The 14,712-nt window shown below is 64.9% G+C and carries 11 protein-coding genes, 2 pseudogenes and 1 CRISPR repeat array; of the genes and pseudogenes, 3 read left to right on the top strand and 10 right to left on the bottom strand.

The window, feature by feature from the left end:
* Positions 1 to 634: pseudogene (locus tag QT17_RS13505) on the bottom strand (DUF4277 domain-containing protein); the annotation flags it as partial.
* A 66-nt stretch (positions 635 to 700) separates the two neighbouring features.
* Here QT17_RS13505 and QT17_RS12955 point away from each other — a divergent pair.
* Complete coding sequence (locus QT17_RS12955; protein ID WP_039460633.1) at positions 701 to 982, top strand: type II toxin-antitoxin system Phd/YefM family antitoxin; 282 nt, start codon at positions 701 to 703, stop codon at positions 980 to 982.
* On the top strand, positions 963 to 1,337 hold the full coding sequence (locus QT17_RS12950; protein ID WP_039460631.1) for a type II toxin-antitoxin system VapC family toxin: 375 nt from the start codon (positions 963 to 965) through the stop codon (positions 1,335 to 1,337). The genes QT17_RS12955 and QT17_RS12950 overlap by 20 nt, the downstream gene beginning before the upstream one ends.
* 510 nt (positions 1,338 to 1,847) lie before the next feature.
* Here QT17_RS12950 and QT17_RS14945 read toward each other — a convergent pair.
* The 5 genes and pseudogenes from QT17_RS14945 to QT17_RS14935 form a co-directional block, all read right to left on the bottom strand.
* Positions 1,848 to 2,690: a hypothetical protein gene (locus QT17_RS14945; RefSeq protein WP_039460629.1), complete on the bottom strand. Its 843-nt coding sequence runs from the start codon at positions 2,688 to 2,690 to the stop codon at positions 1,848 to 1,850.
* Positions 2,632 to 3,921, bottom strand: coding sequence for a hypothetical protein (locus QT17_RS12940; RefSeq protein ID WP_039460627.1), 1,290 nt, complete (start codon positions 3,919 to 3,921; stop codon positions 2,632 to 2,634). The genes QT17_RS14945 and QT17_RS12940 overlap by 59 nt, the downstream gene beginning before the upstream one ends.
* Positions 3,900 to 5,493 (bottom strand): annotated as a pseudogene (locus QT17_RS12935) (IS200/IS605 family accessory protein TnpB-related protein). Before QT17_RS12935 ends, QT17_RS12940 begins: the two are co-directional and overlap by 22 nt.
* A gap of 156 nt (positions 5,494 to 5,649) precedes the next feature.
* Entirely contained in the window at positions 5,650 to 6,270 is a 621-nt protein-coding gene (locus tag QT17_RS14940; RefSeq protein ID WP_052155227.1) for a hypothetical protein, read from the bottom strand.
* Between the two features lie 2 nt (positions 6,271 to 6,272).
* Complete coding sequence (locus tag QT17_RS14935; protein ID WP_039460624.1) at positions 6,273 to 9,791, bottom strand: ATP-binding protein; 3,519 nt, start codon at positions 9,789 to 9,791, stop codon at positions 6,273 to 6,275.
* A gap of 390 nt (positions 9,792 to 10,181) precedes the next feature.
* Here QT17_RS14935 and QT17_RS12920 point away from each other — a divergent pair, with 390 nt between their 5' ends.
* Complete coding sequence (locus QT17_RS12920; RefSeq protein ID WP_039460622.1) at positions 10,182 to 10,364, top strand: hypothetical protein; 183 nt, start codon at positions 10,182 to 10,184, stop codon at positions 10,362 to 10,364.
* 1,009 nt (positions 10,365 to 11,373) lie between these two features.
* Positions 11,374 to 12,072: direct repeats of the CRISPR family, unit length 29 nt; unit sequence CGGTCCATCCCCACGCGTGTGGGGACTAC.
* 58 nt (positions 12,073 to 12,130) lie between these two features.
* Here QT17_RS12920 and cas2e read toward each other — a convergent pair.
* From cas2e to cas5e, 4 genes are all read right to left on the bottom strand, one after another.
* On the bottom strand, positions 12,131 to 12,487 hold the full coding sequence (gene cas2e / locus QT17_RS12910; RefSeq protein WP_039460636.1) for a type I-E CRISPR-associated endoribonuclease Cas2e: 357 nt from the start codon (positions 12,485 to 12,487) through the stop codon (positions 12,131 to 12,133).
* Entirely contained in the window at positions 12,447 to 13,415 is a 969-nt protein-coding gene (cas1e, locus tag QT17_RS12905) for a type I-E CRISPR-associated endonuclease Cas1e (protein WP_039460618.1), read from the bottom strand. The genes cas2e and cas1e overlap by 41 nt, the downstream gene beginning before the upstream one ends.
* Before the next feature lie 9 nt (positions 13,416 to 13,424).
* A complete protein-coding gene (gene cas6e / locus QT17_RS12900; RefSeq protein WP_039460616.1) occupies positions 13,425 to 14,057 on the bottom strand; it encodes a type I-E CRISPR-associated protein Cas6/Cse3/CasE in 633 nt (210 codons plus the stop codon).
* On the bottom strand, positions 14,047 to 14,712 hold a 666-nt coding region (gene cas5e, locus QT17_RS12895), incomplete at its 5' end, for a type I-E CRISPR-associated protein Cas5/CasD (protein WP_152607425.1). The genes cas5e and cas6e, both read right to left, overlap by 11 nt.

Raw genomic sequence — 14,712 nt, 5'->3', positions numbered from 1 at the left:
GGCGCTTCCTGGCCCGCTCCTCGCTCTCCACCAAGAGCCACCGCTGCCGTACACCCCCCATAGCCCACCTCCGGTAGCCCAGAAGCAAGGGAAGCCACGCCCCCTCCTCCACCTCCGCCCTCAAAAGGGCTTGCGCTGGCCCCGTCCAGCACCACCACCTCTCCCAGGTCCAGGAACCCCCGGTACCGGGCCACCAGGGAAACCAACGCCTCCCGATCCGACTGGTTCCCATCCCCCGGGGCGTAAAGCAGGGGAATGCCCCCCGTGTCGGCGCAAGCCAGGTTCATCACCCACCGCTTGAGGTCCGGCCGATGGTCACGGCTGTACCCGCGCGCCAGCCGAATGGCCACAGGGTGTTCCCCGGCCACTTCCTCCCCGCCGCCTTGGCGATCTCCAGGAACACCTCCGTCACCCCAGCCTCGTACAGGGTGTCCAGCATCGTTCAAGCGCTCCGGGGTGACCCCAGGGCCCAGGGGGTGCTCGGTGGGCTTGCCTTGGAAGAAGTGTCCAAGGAGGTGGGGAGAGGCGACGAAGCCCAGGGCGTTCAGGACGGCGGCCTTGAGTGGAGACCTTCTCCCCCGGTCTAGGCCCTGCGGTCCATGATGCCCGCCGCCAGGCCCAGGTGGGCCAGAATGCGGGCCTTAAGACAAAGTTGACCAACTCAGGTCAAAACGACTATCCTGAGAACCGGGAGGCTCCTATGCCCAAGACACCCGAAGCCACCGCAAAGGCATTCAACCTAGCCGAGGCCAAGGCCCGGCTCTCCTCCCTGGTCCGGCGGGTAGAGGAGGGGGAGGTCATCCTCATCAAGCGCTACGGCCGGGTCGTGGCCAAGCTGGTTCCCGCCGAAACCCCGTCCCGCCCGAAGCGGACCCCCGGGGTCTGGAAGGGCAGGATTTGGATTGCCCCAGATTTTGACCAGGTGGACGCGGAGCTCGCGCGGCTCATGGAGGAGGGGTCGGTTGAACCTTCTTCTGGATAGCCACATTCTCCTCTGGTGGCTGGCGGACGATCCCAGGCTCTCCCGAAAAGCCCGAAGGTACATCGAGCGGGCGGATGTGGTCTACGTGAGCGCGGCCACCACCTGGGAGCTTGCCCTCAAAGCTTCCCTTGGGAAGCTAAAGCTGCCTGCGGACTTCGTGAAAACCGTGGAGGAGGAAGGGTTTACGCACCTTTCCGTTACGCCGGTCCACGCTCTGGCCGTGCAGGCGCTTCCCTGGCACCACCGGGACCCCTTTGACCGCCTCCTGGTCGCCCAAGCTAAGGTGGAGGGCTTGCGCCTGCTCACCGCCGAGCCCCTCTTGGCCCGATACGGGAAGCACGTGTGGGTGGTGTGAGGGGAGTTGCGGGAGCCCTCCCGGTGGGAAGGGGTGTTCCTTCGCCCAGGTGTTCCCTTCCGAGGAGGCTTAGGGTTTTCCCCCAGCGCGCCTCTAGGCGGAGGCCTCTGGCGGGTAGGGTGGCCTCCACCTGCCACTTACCCTGGCGGGAGGCGCTGGGCAGGGGCTTCTGGGGCGAAAGGGAAGTCGTGGCCAAGGAATCCCTCCCTAGGGGGCTGACTCGCCCATGCTCCGGGGTCCAAGTCCGGTGGAGAGGGCCCGCCTCGAGGCCGGGCAAGGGGGGGTGGAGGGGGCTGGGCGTCTTTCTTAGCTACATACCCCTCGCTACTCCGACTATGTATCCAAGAACCCCTCCCCTTTTCCCACCCTCCGCTTCCACCCCGCCTCGAGGACCCCACCCCCACCTACTTGCCTAGCCCCTATCCCTTCCCCCTAGCCCGCGACTTCCCCGCGCTAGGCAGTGTAGGGAAAGCACGCGAGAATGCGCCCTGGAGGCGCGGGCCACGCGGGTTAAACCAGGTAGCGCTCTTGAGGAACCGCCACCGCCACGCGGGAAAGCTCCTCCCAAAGCGAGGCGAAGGGTTCCTGGGCGAAGCGCCTCGGGTCCACCCGCCTCGCCTGCTCCTGGTAGCGCCTCCGCATCTCGGGCTTGGCCATCGCCTCCCGATAGAGGGCGTGGCGGAGGGAAGCCTCGGGGGCCACCAAGGCGAATCGCGGGAGCCCCGCCGCCACCTGCGCCGCCATGGCCAGGCCCGCCGGGTCCAGATCGAAAGCGAGGAGGACCTCCCCCTCGTGGCCCCGGAGGGCCTCGCCCCAGGGGAGGGGGCGGGTCCTCACCCCGTCCCCCCGGTACAACAGGACGAAGTCCCTGGGGTGTTCCCGCTCCTCCCCACCCGCCCCCAGGATGCGCAGCCCCTCCGGGCGGTACCTGCGGAAGGCCTCCAGGTTTTCCACCAGGACGAGGGGAAGCCCCCGGGCCAGGGAGCGGAGAACCTCCAGGGGAAAGACGGCGTAGGCTTCCTCGGGAAAGGCGGGGGCGAGCCCCAAGGCGAGCCTCCCTCGCCCCGCGCCGCGCGCTGCCACCTCCGCGCCCGGAGGAAGGGAACGCTTGTCGCTTCCGAGCCGCTCGTACGCCTCCTTCCTCGAGGGGGGAGGGCTTTTCCCTAGGGCGATGCGCTCCTCCAAGAGGGGGAGGGCGGGGGCGGTGAGTTCCCAAAAGCCCTCCCGGTAGCGAGCGAACCCCTCCCGCACCAGGCGGGGAAGGAGGTCCCCCAAAGCCTTGGTCTCCTCCTCGCTAACGAGGTACCGCCCCTTCTCCTTGAGCCGCTCCCGGATGGCCTTCAGCTTCCTCACGCAGAACCTCCCGGATCCACAAGGTCCAGCCGTCGCTCCCCGTGGCAAAGCGAACCCCCAAAAGACCCTCCCGCCTTTCGTAGAGGTAGAGGGCCAGGAGGGCCTCTTGGGTTTCCCCCAAACCCCGCTCACGGGCGAAGGCGGAGAGGGTGGCGTGGGGGGAGGCCAGGAAGGCTTCCGCCAGCTCCCGCAGGGTTTCCGGCTCTTCCGCCTCCTCGGCGAACAGTGCTTCGGCCTCCAGGACCTGGAGGGCCATGGCCTCATCCAGGGCCTCCCCCCAGTCCGCCCGGAGGGAGTCCCACCGCTCCTCCGCTGGAACGGGAAGGCGGGTGCGCTCGGGTTCCAAGAAGAGGGGCGTGGTTTCCACCTCCAAGCCCTCCCGGGCCAAGCGCTCCAGAAGGGCCCAAACCTCCCGCCTCGCCCGCATCTGGCGGGCAAAGGTTTCGTTGAGGCGCTGGAAGAAGCGGATGGCCTCGTCGATGTCCCTGGCCGCCTTGGCCTTAACGGAGGTCGCCAGGCGGAAGAACGTTTCCTCCGCCCGCCGCATCTCTGCCCGCACCCGGTCCTCCGCCTCGGGGGAAAGCCCCGCCAAAAGAAGCGGTAAGCGCTCCCGCAAAGCTTCACCCTTCGCCTCCAGGCTTCCCGGTCCCCTTAGCCTTTCTAAGGACTCCAGGATGAGCCCCGCCTTCTCCTGCACCTCGCCAAGCCTGGCCCAGGCCTCCGCCAGGGTGATCTTCTCCTCGGCCAGCTTCGTTTCCACGTCCGCCCGCACCAGCTGGCGCAGGCTCTCGGGCATGCGCCCCAGGAGTTCGGCCAACTCCTCCAGCACCTCGCGGTGTTGCCGCAAATAGACCAAGGCGTTATTGAAGAGGCGCTGGCCCAGGGCCTCCTCAAAGCGCTGGAGCCCCTCCTCCGCCCGGGCGAAGGCCCCCTGCACCTCCTGGGCCCGCTCCCCCGCCTGGACGAAGCTCCAAAGGACACCCTTGGACACCAGGTGAAAGAAGTCCACCAGGGCCTTCGTGGGACGGAAACCGCCCCCCTCTTCAGCGAGGACGAGCCCGTAGTCCTCCAGCCCCTTGAGGAGGTCTTCCCCTGGGGGAGGAGGCGGGGTCTCCCGATACCCTCCCCCGTAGAGGATAAGGCCGAAGAGGAAGGCTTGCGCCTCCGGCCTGGCCAGGAGGCGGATGGCCCCCTCGAAGCGCTTGCGGGCTACGAGGACGCTTCCTTCCACGGCTCCACCTGGTCACTCAAAGCGCCCATTAGCGCCTTGGGCCCTCCACCAGGATGAGGACCTAAGCCTGACCTTTCCCCCCTCCCACGATCCCCCAAGGAGGATGGGCTTGAGGGGAGAGAGGTCCCTCGGCACCTCCCGCCCAAGGAGGGGAAGAAAGAGGCCTACCCTCAGAACCCTCCAGGGATTGGCGCCAGGAAGGTTCCTTCCCTCGGTTGACCCCCGCTGGCTCCCCGGCGAGCTCCGAAGGCTTGACAGAAGGGCTAAAGCTCGCTTCGCCTTACCGATCTCTCTTGCAATGCGCCTCTTCAGATACGGATTGTTCTCACCTCCCTTTCGTCTTTGTAGCTCTGTTTGCAACTCCTCGTAGAAGGCTTGGGTCTCGATTTGGAAAGCCTGATCCTCCAACAGGCGCTCGTAACCCTGGGGAAGCTTTTCGGTGAAACCTAAGGCTTTCCTCCCGATCACGTAAGCGGCGGCGGTGTCCTTGGAGAGGGAAAGCAGGGGAGCGTACTTGAGCATCCCGATGGTGGAGGTGTCTTGGGGGTTCACCTCCAGGACCTCCACGCCCCTTCTCCGGGCTAGGGCGTGGATCTTCTGGAGCAAGGAGGCGTACGCAAAACGGTGCTGGATGGAGCGGAACCTCCTACCCGAACCATCTCCTCTCCTGGACTTCCGGAAGTGTTTGAGCCTCTCCGTGGCGATGGCTACCCCCCGGGAGAGGGCGAAGTCCACCACCTGGTGGGCCGCCTTCCAGAGGAGGATCTCCTTAGCTCCACGGTTGGGGGCCCTGTCCACCTCGTTCAGGGGAATGGTGAAGTGATGCCTGAGTTCCCCATCGGGACTGACCAACGCTAAGGCCAGGTGGTGGGGGTGGGCGTTGGCGTCCAGGGCCAAGACGCCCCGCTCCTTCGTGGCCACGATGGGAGGCAAGACTTCTTGCCAGGTGAAGTGGGCGTGGACCTCCCCGTTTCGCAGGGTGAGCTCCACGTTGTAGGGTTCTCCCAGCAGGGCCCGCTCCACCAGGGCCTTCACCTGAGGGTGGGAAGAGAGGACGAAGGCTTTGATGTAAGTACGGTGTCCTAGATTGATCCGAAGCCAGAGGTCCTTGTCCTCCACCTCCAAGCGCAGGTTGAGGTTGCCCTCTTTGCTCCGGTCTCCCCTAGAGTAGAGGAGTCCTTGGCGCTTCTCCCGCCATTCCCGCTTCAGTTGGAGGAGCCGCTCCCCCGAGAGGTGCTTCCGTTTGAGTCCCTCAAAGAGGCTCCTTCCCCCGAAGACCACCGCGCGGGGGTCTACGCCGCGTTCCCTGGCGGAGTCCAGGACCCCTTGCGCCTTGAAGATGGCGTCGTCAACGTAGCGGGTGTTGAGGCGGAAGAGCTGGCAGAGGGGGCCGTCTTCCCGTTTGAGTTCCTTGCGACTGTACCCCTCCAAGAGTCTTTGGTAGGCGAAGCGCGTGGCGGAGGAGAAGCGGCGCATGAGGTCCAGGAGGGCTTTTCGGTCCTCTTGGGAGAGGAAGCGCAACTTAGTCTGGACGCCTCGGAAGCTAGCGTTCTTGTCCTTGCCCTTGGGCATCCTTCCGCCTCCTGGCGCGCGTCCGCGCGGCGAAGCGGGAAACCTTATGCCGTTCCCAGGCGCACGGGGTGTCGTGGTGAACGCCGTGGCGCTCCCTGATCGGATGGGCTGTAAGGAGAAGCGGGGGCATCTGAGGGCTATTGTAGCCCAAAGCTGTTATTGCTCAACTGTTTGCACCTCCTCCCCCCCACCCTTCGCCTGGGCCGCCAGCTCCTCGTAAACCAGGGCCAGGCTGGAAAGAACGTACCGCTCCCCCTCCGCCTTCTTCAGAAGGCCCGCCTGCGCCAGCTTCCCCAGGAACCCGTCCCAAGCTTTCAGGAGGTCGTCGTCGCCCTCCCCCTCCAGGTACCCCTCCGCCCGCAGGAAGGTCTCGTACCGGAAGCGGTCCTCGCTCAGGAGGAGAGCGTGCCGCACACTGTCGGCCCGGGGATGGAAGGCGAATCCAGGCCCCACCTCTCCCCAAAACGCCCCCAGGAGGACGTGCTTGAGGAAGAGGTACGCCTTGAGCCTGGTCTCCGCCTGCCTGCGGAGGCGGGCCCGGCCGTCGCTCCCCAGGAATCCCTCGTAGGCGGGGGTAGGAACCAGGAAGAAAACGGCGGGCTCCTCGAGGGGAAGGCCTCGCAGGCGAAGCCCCTCCCGTTCCAAGTGGACCCTCACCTCGTCCCGGTGGCGTTCCAGGACGCCAAAAGCCCTCCTTTCCTCCCGCTCCCCGTCCCGCCGCACGAACCCCCGGCTCCTCAGCCAGAAAAGGGCTTCCATCCACTCGGTTTCGCTCATCCTCACTCCCTCGCCACCAAGCCCTCCACGAGCCCGCCCTCCTCGGGTCTCGCCGCCATGCTCCGCACCTCCACCACCCGGAAGGATACTTGCCCCGCCACCTCCGCCAGGGCCTCCTTGCTGGGCGTTGCCCCGAGGAGGATGAGCCCGAGCTCCTCCAGCCCTCGGAAGAGGGCGGTGGCGTTCTCCCCGTCCAAGCGCCCCATCTCGTCCACCAAGAGGGGCAGGCGGACGCCGTCGCCCCGGTCCAGGAGGCTCAGGAGGGCGGCCGCCAGGGCGTGGCCCAGCGCCGCCGCTTGTCCCGTGGACACAGCGTTCCTGAGTTTGGCCAGGCTCTGCAAGCGCACCCGCCTCTCGCCCCGCTCCAGGGAAAAAGCCAGGCGGAAACTCCCGGAAAGGAGTTCCTCCACGGACTCCTCAGCGTAGCGCTTGCCCGCCCGCCCCAGGCCCTGGAGGCTCGCCTGAAGGTCCCCTGCGGAAAAGAGGGGCTGGAGGTCCGGGTGCTGGAAGTGGCCTTTTACCACCGCCGCATCTTCCCTGAGCCGGATGAGAGCCTCCTCCAGGTCCCTCTCCTCCTGCTCCACATCGCCCTCGAGGTGGACCTCCGCCCAGCGCACGGTGGGGAAAGCGAAGGCACGGAGCTTGGCCTCCACCTTCCCCACCAGTTGGACCAACTCCTTCCTGGCCCTTTGGACCAGGGTGAGCCGGGCCTCCAAGTTCTGCACCAGGGCCTCCAGGCGCCGGGAGAGGGCCAGGCCCCGGTCCCGGTAGTGCACCTCGAGGTCCTCGGGAAGAGGGTCTTCCAAGTTCAGTCGGTAAAAAACCACCCTCAAGCGATCTCGCAAGCCCTTCACCTCCTTTTCCAGCTCCTTCACCCTCTGGAAGAGCTTCTCTAGCGCCTCCGCCTGGACTTCCCCTGGCGGGAGTTCGGGGAAGGGGGGCTCGAGCGCCCGATCCAGGCGGGGGAACTGGGAGGCGAGGTGTTCCCGAAGCTGGGGCACAGTGAACGTGTTGGACAGGGCTTTCTTGAGCCCCTCTAGCGCATTCCGCCTTCTATCCAGCTCCCGCTCCACCTCCCCTAGCCTCCGACGGAGTTCCCCTTCCTCTTTTTCGTACGTGGCATCGTGGGCCACCTTCTTCCGCTGCAGGTCCTGGATAGCCGCCCGTACTTGGGCAAGCTTCCCTTCCAAGGCGGGGAGCTTTTGGGCTTCCTCCCTCGCCCGCTCCAGGCTTTGCCAAACCTCTTCGGCCTTCTGGAGGTTTTGAAGCTCCTCTTGTAGTTTCTTTTGGCGCTCCGCCAAGGGGAGGAGTTCCGGAGGGGGTGGCTCGTCCTCCAAGGGACGGGAAAGTGCACGCTCCTCCGCCTCCAGGGCCGCCAACGCCTGCGAAAAGGGTCGGCGAGCCGCTTCCAAGGCCTCTTCCAGCCGCTGCTTCCACTTCTCCCGTAAGGCTTCCCTGAGGGCCTGGAAGGAGGCGAGTTCCTCCTCCACCTCGGTGAGCTCCGCCTGGAGGCGGGAGAGCGCTTCCTCCCGCTCAACCAGAAAGCGCTCCCTCCGCTCCCGGAGCCACGCCTCCAGGTTTTGGAGGCTATGCTCCTGCTCCTCCCACCGCTGCTCGGAGGTTTGAACCGCTTCCTCCAGCTCCTTCACCTGAGCCTCGAACCAGGCGATTTCGCCTTCCAGCTCACCAAGATCTTCCTCGGCCTGCCTGAGCTTCGCCTCGAGGTCCGCCACGGGGTTGGCGGGGGGAGGCAGGTGGCCCACCAGGAGGGACACCTCCCCCACTCCCACCCGGCCCGGGGGCAGGGGCGGTGGGGAGAAGAGGGTGGGCTCCAGGTCGTCCCGCTTCAGCAGGTCCAGGGGAAGGAGCTTTCCTAAGCCCTCCTCCCACCCGGGTGCGTTCCTTTCCAGGAAGCGGAGAAGGGAGCCCTCCCGGCGCAGGCGCTCCAGGGCCGCGCGGAGGCCAGCAACCCGTTCCTCTGCTTCCCGCCGATGAACCCGCAAGCGTCCCAACTCTCTTTGTTTCTCCTCCACCTCCCTCCGCTTTCCGTCTAGCTCTCGCTCCAGGCGCCTTTGCTCCTCCTTTAGGGCGGAAAGCCGCTCCTGGGCCTCCCTCCACTCGTGGTCCTGGGGCTCTTCCTGGACCTCGAGGCGGGCCAGGTCCTCCGAGAGCGCCCGCCGCTTCTTCTCCAGCGCCTGCCGGGCTGCCTCCTGGTGTTCTTCCTCCTCCTTCCTCTCTTCCTCCAGACGGGCGCGGGTTTCCTCCTCCGCCCGTCTCAGGTCCTTGTGGAGTTCCTCCTTGCGCCTGGATACCTCCAGAAGGCGCTCGGTCCTCCACCGCTCCCGCTCCGCTCGCCTCCTCTGCCGCTCCGCTTCCCAAGCAGCGCCTTCTTGGGCGATCCTCGCCCCCAGAAGGGCAAGTTCCCGGCGCACCTCCTCCAGACGGTGGGGCAGGTCGGGGGTCACGAGGTCCCGCCAAGGGGCAAACGCTTCCTCGGCTTTTTGGAGAGCCTCTTGGACGGAGGCTACCTCGCCTTGGAGCTTTCCTTCTTCCCTGGCCAACTCCAAGAGCTTCCCCTCTAGTTCTTGGCGCTTCGCCTTCCACTCCTCCCCGATGCGCTCCAGCCTCTTCCGGAGCTCGGTGGCCATCGCCTCCAGGCCCTTCGCCTCCTCCTCCAGACGGGGTAAGGCCTCCTCCACCCGCAAGCGGGTGGCGGCGTAGAGCCTGGCCTTGGCCACCAACTCTTCCCGGGTCTTCCCGTACGCCCCCACCTGGGGCATCGCCTTGTCCATTTCGGCGATTTCCGCCGTCTCTACCTGAATTTCTCCCAGGCGCCTCTCAAAGTCGGTCATGCGGTGGGCGTCGTCCTCAAACTTTCGCAGAGCCAAATTCACGAGGAAGTTGCGGATCCACTCCTCCTTCAGGGTCTCCCCCAGAAAGAGCCCCAGAAACCACCCCAGGGAAACCCTGCGCAAAGAGGGGAAGACATGGCCCCTTAAGGGGGAGCGGAAGCGCTCGCCGAAGAGCCTAGCGTACGCTTCTGGGCTTCGGACCTCCACAAGGGTATCCCCCACCAGGCCCATGGCCGCCAGCCGCTCGTGGAGCTCGTTGGGTGTGAGGAAGCGCCCGCCCTCTTTCAGGATCTCGGGCTCGATGTGCCCTGGGGCAACCAGGTAGCGGTACCCGTTGCCCTGGGCGTAGGCGATGACCGTGGTCGCCCCTTCACGCCCCAGGAAGTGCCCTCCCACGTACCCCGATGAGCGCCTGTGGGGAGCGTCGCTGGAGGGAGGGCTCAGGTAAACCTCCAAGAAGTCCCACCCCCCTCCCACTAAGCGGTCGGGGTCGGGGTGCCCGAAGAGAAAGGCCACTAGGCGGAGAAGGCTTGTCTTCCCTGCGCCGTTGCGCCCCACCAGGACGGTGGGCCTATCCAGGGGCAGGGACGAGAGGACTGCCCCTCCAGGCCTCTCGGGGTGGGGGAGGATCCAAAAGAGGCGTACCAGCCCGTACCTCGGCCTGTCCATACTCCCTAGCATAAGAGCAAACTTGACTGTTATTCCGCATACAACCCCAGGAACTTGAAGGCGGAAAGGGGATGGAAGGGGAACGCCTCCAAGGCCGCCTTCTTCTCCCCCACCCCTTACGGTGCGAAAGGGAAACAAGGTACCCCCTTAAGCACCACCAACACTTACCCCAATAGCTCCCTCTGGTTTCCCTTCAAGACCAAGAGGTAATCCCCCCTTTCCCCGGATGGCCTCCGCCACCTCCGGGTACAGGCACCCCGCATCCCCCACCCCCAACTTCCCCGTCAAGTCCTCCGCCCCCAAGGAGGCCAGAAGCTACCTCAGGGCCTCTGCCTCCCTCCCCTCCGCCTGGGCCAGGATGGTCCGCAGGTGCAGGGCCAATGAGGTTGGGTGTTCAGGCACTACGTGGACATGGACCCGCTGGACCCGCTCTCTGGGCCGCAGAGGAGAAACCTACAAAAAGGCTACTTGACCCACCTGACGATAACCGATGTGAGCATCTGTTCGTTGCTCAAGAAGCTCCAAAAACACAAAGCCTCTGGCTCTTTCCGCCGGAGGGAAATGAAGAAGTAGGTGTCAAGAAGGATCCGCTTTGGGAGCTTCCCTCTCGCCTCTTATGGGACGAACGGGGTGCCGACGTCCTGTGACCTTCGCTATGGCTTCTACCATCGCTTTGGCCTGTTCATCAGTCAAGGGAGGCAAAGAACAAATGATCTTGTACACGGCCTCGGCCTTTTTGGACCTGAAAGTCACGGCACCCACAAGCTCAAGGTACCTCAAGCTTGGAAGCTCTGCCACAGAGAACCCACGCCACCAGCTCCGGAAAGAGAACCCGCGCCGTTTCCTGCCAGGTAGGCCTCTTCCCTCCCGGCCCAGGCTTCATCCAGCGCGCCAGGAGGTACACCAAAAGGGAAGGGACCAAGAACCGATGCACCCCCCAGCGCCGTCGGCCCCCAAACCACTAGAGGAAGCCGGAGAGGGTGGCGGGGGACTTAGTGGGGCTCTGGCAGGGATTGGGCTGTGGTCGTCATCTTACCCGTCCTGAGACGGGAACCCCACAGCTCCTTTCAATACCCCGGTGCATATCCTTGAGGGGGAGTAGATAAGTGCAAGTTTTGAGGTATTGAACTCGTAGACCCGGCGTCCTTGACAACTCCATCAACCGCGCCATCGCACGCGTCTAGGTGTCAAGGCGCTTCCACCCACGGGCACGAGTCCAACCGCAACCGAACGTCCCCAAGTCCGGGCGCGGCAGGATGGCCCGGCACTCTGTTCCGGTGCAAGCGTCTGCCACGCTGGACTCGTACGCCCCGCCAGGCCATTCCATCCGTATGGTTTGGGCCTCACCCTCGTAGGAAAAGCGCACCTCCTGGCCGCCGCGCGTCAGCCACGCGATCTTTCCAGCACATGGAGGCAGCACGTCCTTTTGGGACGCCCCGTGGTTTTGCGTGGAAGACAGAACATCCACACCACGTGGGGACAGCCTATCTCCATGCAACGCCTGAAGCCCGAACCACACGCCGATACCGGCCAGGAACACCAGACTAAGAAAGGTCTTCTGGGTCATGCGCCACTCATAACGCGGTCCATCCCCACGCGTGTGGGGACTACGCACCCAGCTTTATCGCTCTGCCGTCTCCCCTCCGGTCCATCCCCACGCGTGTGGGGACTACGGGCGGATGGACGGCGCTAGGGATTGGGCTTGTCGGTCCATCCCCACGCGTGTGGGGACTACTGGAGGAGGTCCAGGAGGAGGCGGAGGCGGTCCGGTCCATCCCCACGCGTGTGGGGACTACGAGGGCCTCCATGCTGGCGCGCCTTTGTTTTTCGGTCCATCCCCACGCGTGTGGGGACTACTGGGGCAGGGCCAGGTGGCCTTGGGCCACCACCGGTCCATCCCCACGCGTGTGGGGACTACTTTTCCTCCGAGGTGGGGCTACTCGGCCAGGGCGGTCCATCCCCACGCGTGTGGGGACTACGGGGGACGTAAACGGCTTCGGGACTGGCGTCCGGTCCATCCCCACGCGTGTGGGGACTACTCCAGGGACCTCGGGGGGAAGTGACCGGCCTCCGGTCCATCCCCACGCGTGTGGGGACTACGGTCCAGCCAGGTGGCGTGAAGCGCCCACGCCGGTCCATCCCCACGCGTGTGGGGACTACGCCTTTCCTTCAGGGTCAGCGGCTTGGCCCCCGGTCCATCCCCACGCGTGTGGGGACTACTTACTGTAGCTCTTATTGGGGTTGATGTCGTACGGTCCATCCCCACGCGTGTGGGGACTACACTTGACCAGGACGCTAAAAACCCCGCCTTACCCCCCTCTAAGTGTCTAAAAAGGGAGCTATTCGGGAGTTTTCTTGTCAAGATCCCCGCGCAAGCCGTCTTTGAGGCGTTGTAGCTTTTGGGCTTTACGAATCGCCTCGGCGTTGCGCACCGTCACGAGAAGTATACCATCAAAATCCCGAAGGTGCCGGTCTACGTACCCGTGGAGCCTTAGGGCAAAGCCCTGCTCGGTGTTGGTTCTCCAGGCCATGGCGCATCGCCCGTCCCCGGCCTTTTCCACCGCCTTGGCCCAAAGAAGCTCCCGTACTGTGGCGTTTACGCGCCCGATAAAGACCCCCGTATCCACTTCCAAGAGCCAACGGGTCAACTCTCCCCTAAGGCTCCTCGGCACTTTCTCCAGCACCATCACCACCATAGGCCACGCCCCCCTCTACCACACCCTCCGGGTCCCAAAGACCTCCGGGCTGGGTAGGGTCGTCTTCTTCCCAACGCAGGTCTTCCGGACCAAGCCCAGTGAAAAGGTCTAGAAGGTCCTCCACCATGCGCTCCAGAAGTCTCCCCTCTTCAATGCGCTCTCGGAGAGCACGGCGAACGCGGCGCTCCACTTCCGCCTCGGACTCCGCCACAGTGCGGAAGGCGGCGGGTATGAGATACTCCGTCTTGTAGAGATCGGCTAGGTCGTAAACAAAGGAAAGTAGCTTGCCCGTGTGAATAAACCCCAGGGAAGGGCTAAACCCAGTGCTTACAATCGCGGCGTGGGCCAAGCCATAGAGATATGCGGCACCAGAAGACAAAGCCCGGTTCACAGGGTCTGAGGCAACCCAGTTGCGTCGGTCATAGCTTCGGCCCCTCCAGGGGACGCCTGTTTCTTGGCTCCAGCGGGCGTAGGCGGTGCGCACCCGAACGCCCTCGAGGCCCCGCACTTGCTCTAAACTCAAGTTTCGGGGGAGGGGTTCGGAAAAGCGCTTCTCGTAAAGGCGGTAAACCACCTCCAGGTGCAGGTTGGGATCCGCCCAGGCCCAGGCTTGCCGCTCCAGGCGATGGGCGCTTCGGGTGTCGCCAAGCCCTTGGGCATAGAAGCGGGCCACCCCCTCTCCCACCCAACACACGGTGCAGCCATTCCCGGCAAGGGCCCGAATGGCCGCGTGGGTGATGCGGGTGCCTGGCCCCAGAAAGAGCACGCCCAAAGCAGCCGCCGGAACGAGGGTCAAGCCCTCTTTATCGTAAATGCCTATTCCTTGGGCCTCTTGCTCCACGAAGGCGTGTTCCACGTAAAGGTAGGAAAGGCCATCCCGGAACTTTGGGAGTTCTTTCAGGTTCCGGGTGTTGGGCACGGGAGGCATGGACCCTCCTCAGGGGGCCAAGGAAAGGAGCCCTAAGCCCAAAGCCTTGCCCGGGCCGATACCCCGTTCCAGGGTGCCACGGGCCTGCTCTGGGTCCACCACCTCGAGGCGCCCCTCAAAAAGCACCGCTTGGATCTGCATCTTTCCCCGCTCGCCTCTCCCCTTTCGCCGGGGCACCTCCAAAAAGGTGTCCTGGAGTATGCGTACCGAAAAGCCCTCTTCCCCCTCCACCAGGCGGAACCCCCCTTCCGCTAACCGCCTCTGTAGCCAGGCTACTTTCTCCCCGTAGGTTTTTAGGGCCACCCGTTTTCCGCTACCCGCCACTCGCTTACTGGGGTTGGCGCGCAACCGGAAGCGGAGGGACTGGCCGGGGCGGAAGACCGGGCTAAAGGGTTTAGGGGGAAAGATTTCGGCGTATCCTTCTTCCAGCACGCTCCAATCCGGCTCGGTGAGGGTCTGGACCAAGACCACGGGGCGCTCGTGCGTCCGCGTGGGTTCCAGACGCCAAAGGAGGCGCTCTCTTCCCGCCTGGAGGGCCTGAGAAACAGCACGGGAGAGGGTGCGGTGCATCTCATATGGGTTCGCCAGATCCCGCCGGGCCGCTTTGGAACGGGGGTCCAAAACGAGCTTGCTAATCCACATGGATTTCCTCCCACGCTGGAGGCCCTTGGGGAATGTCCTTCTTAGGAAGGACCTTCTCCAACACGTGGCGAGCCCCGAAGCGACGTTGGCTGAATGGGGCCACGGGTTGGTCGTAGACCAAGCGGCCTTGGGCGGCCTCGAGGACGAGAAGGAGGTCTTCCCGGGGCTCCCCCTTTCCCAAGTAGGGGTAACGGCGCAGGGCCTCCTCCAAAGGCTCATCCCGCAGGCCGTCGGGAAGGTAGGGGGGTGGGCTTGGGAGATACCCCTTTCGGCCCAGGTAGAGGGGAAAGCGGGGGTTAAGAAGGGCGCGGTGTAGCCATTCCAGAAGGGGTTTTTCTCCTTCCAGGCCAACCAGGAAGGCGGCATCGGAAAGAAAGTAGCGCCAGCTCTGGACATCACGCTGGCCCTTCAGATTGGCGGCCACCACGTTTTGGGCAGTCTGGTAGTCCACCTTAAGTACACCCCTCCGGTCCACCCGCACCCCCAGGCGCAAGGCGGCGAGGTCGGAGATGTCCTCCGCCCGGTCCCGGCCCAAAGCAGCGGCGAGGAGTCCCACCACCCCGCTTTTGGTGGGGTACGGCCAGGTATCCCGGTAGTCAAAGCGGCTTCGGGTCCCCCAAGACTGCAAAGGCCCCTGCAACCGCAGAAGAAGGGT

Source organism: Thermus sp. 2.9 (assembly GCF_000794385.1).
Classification (GTDB): Bacteria; Deinococcota; Deinococci; order Deinococcales; family Thermaceae; genus Thermus; species Thermus thalpophilus.
This window is presented reverse-complemented; position numbering and strand designations above follow the sequence as displayed.

Excerpts from the sequence above, each read along its gene's own strand:
- cas1e (WP_039460618.1), bottom strand. The coding sequence starts at position 13,415 with ATGCCTCCCGTGCCCAACACCCGGAACCTGAAAGAACTCCCAAAGTTC.
- cas2e (WP_039460636.1), bottom strand. The coding sequence starts at position 12,487 with ATGGTGGTGATGGTGCTGGAGAAAGTGCCGAGGAGCCTTAGGGGAGAG.
- QT17_RS14940 (WP_052155227.1), bottom strand. The coding sequence starts at position 6,270 with ATGAGCGAAACCGAGTGGATGGAAGCCCTTTTCTGGCTGAGGAGCCGG.
- QT17_RS12955 (WP_039460633.1), top strand. The coding sequence starts at position 701 with ATGCCCAAGACACCCGAAGCCACCGCAAAGGCATTCAACCTAGCCGAG.
- QT17_RS14935 (WP_039460624.1), bottom strand. The coding sequence starts at position 9,791 with ATGGACAGGCCGAGGTACGGGCTGGTACGCCTCTTTTGGATCCTCCCC.
- cas6e (WP_039460616.1), bottom strand. The coding sequence starts at position 14,057 with ATGTGGATTAGCAAGCTCGTTTTGGACCCCCGTTCCAAAGCGGCCCGG.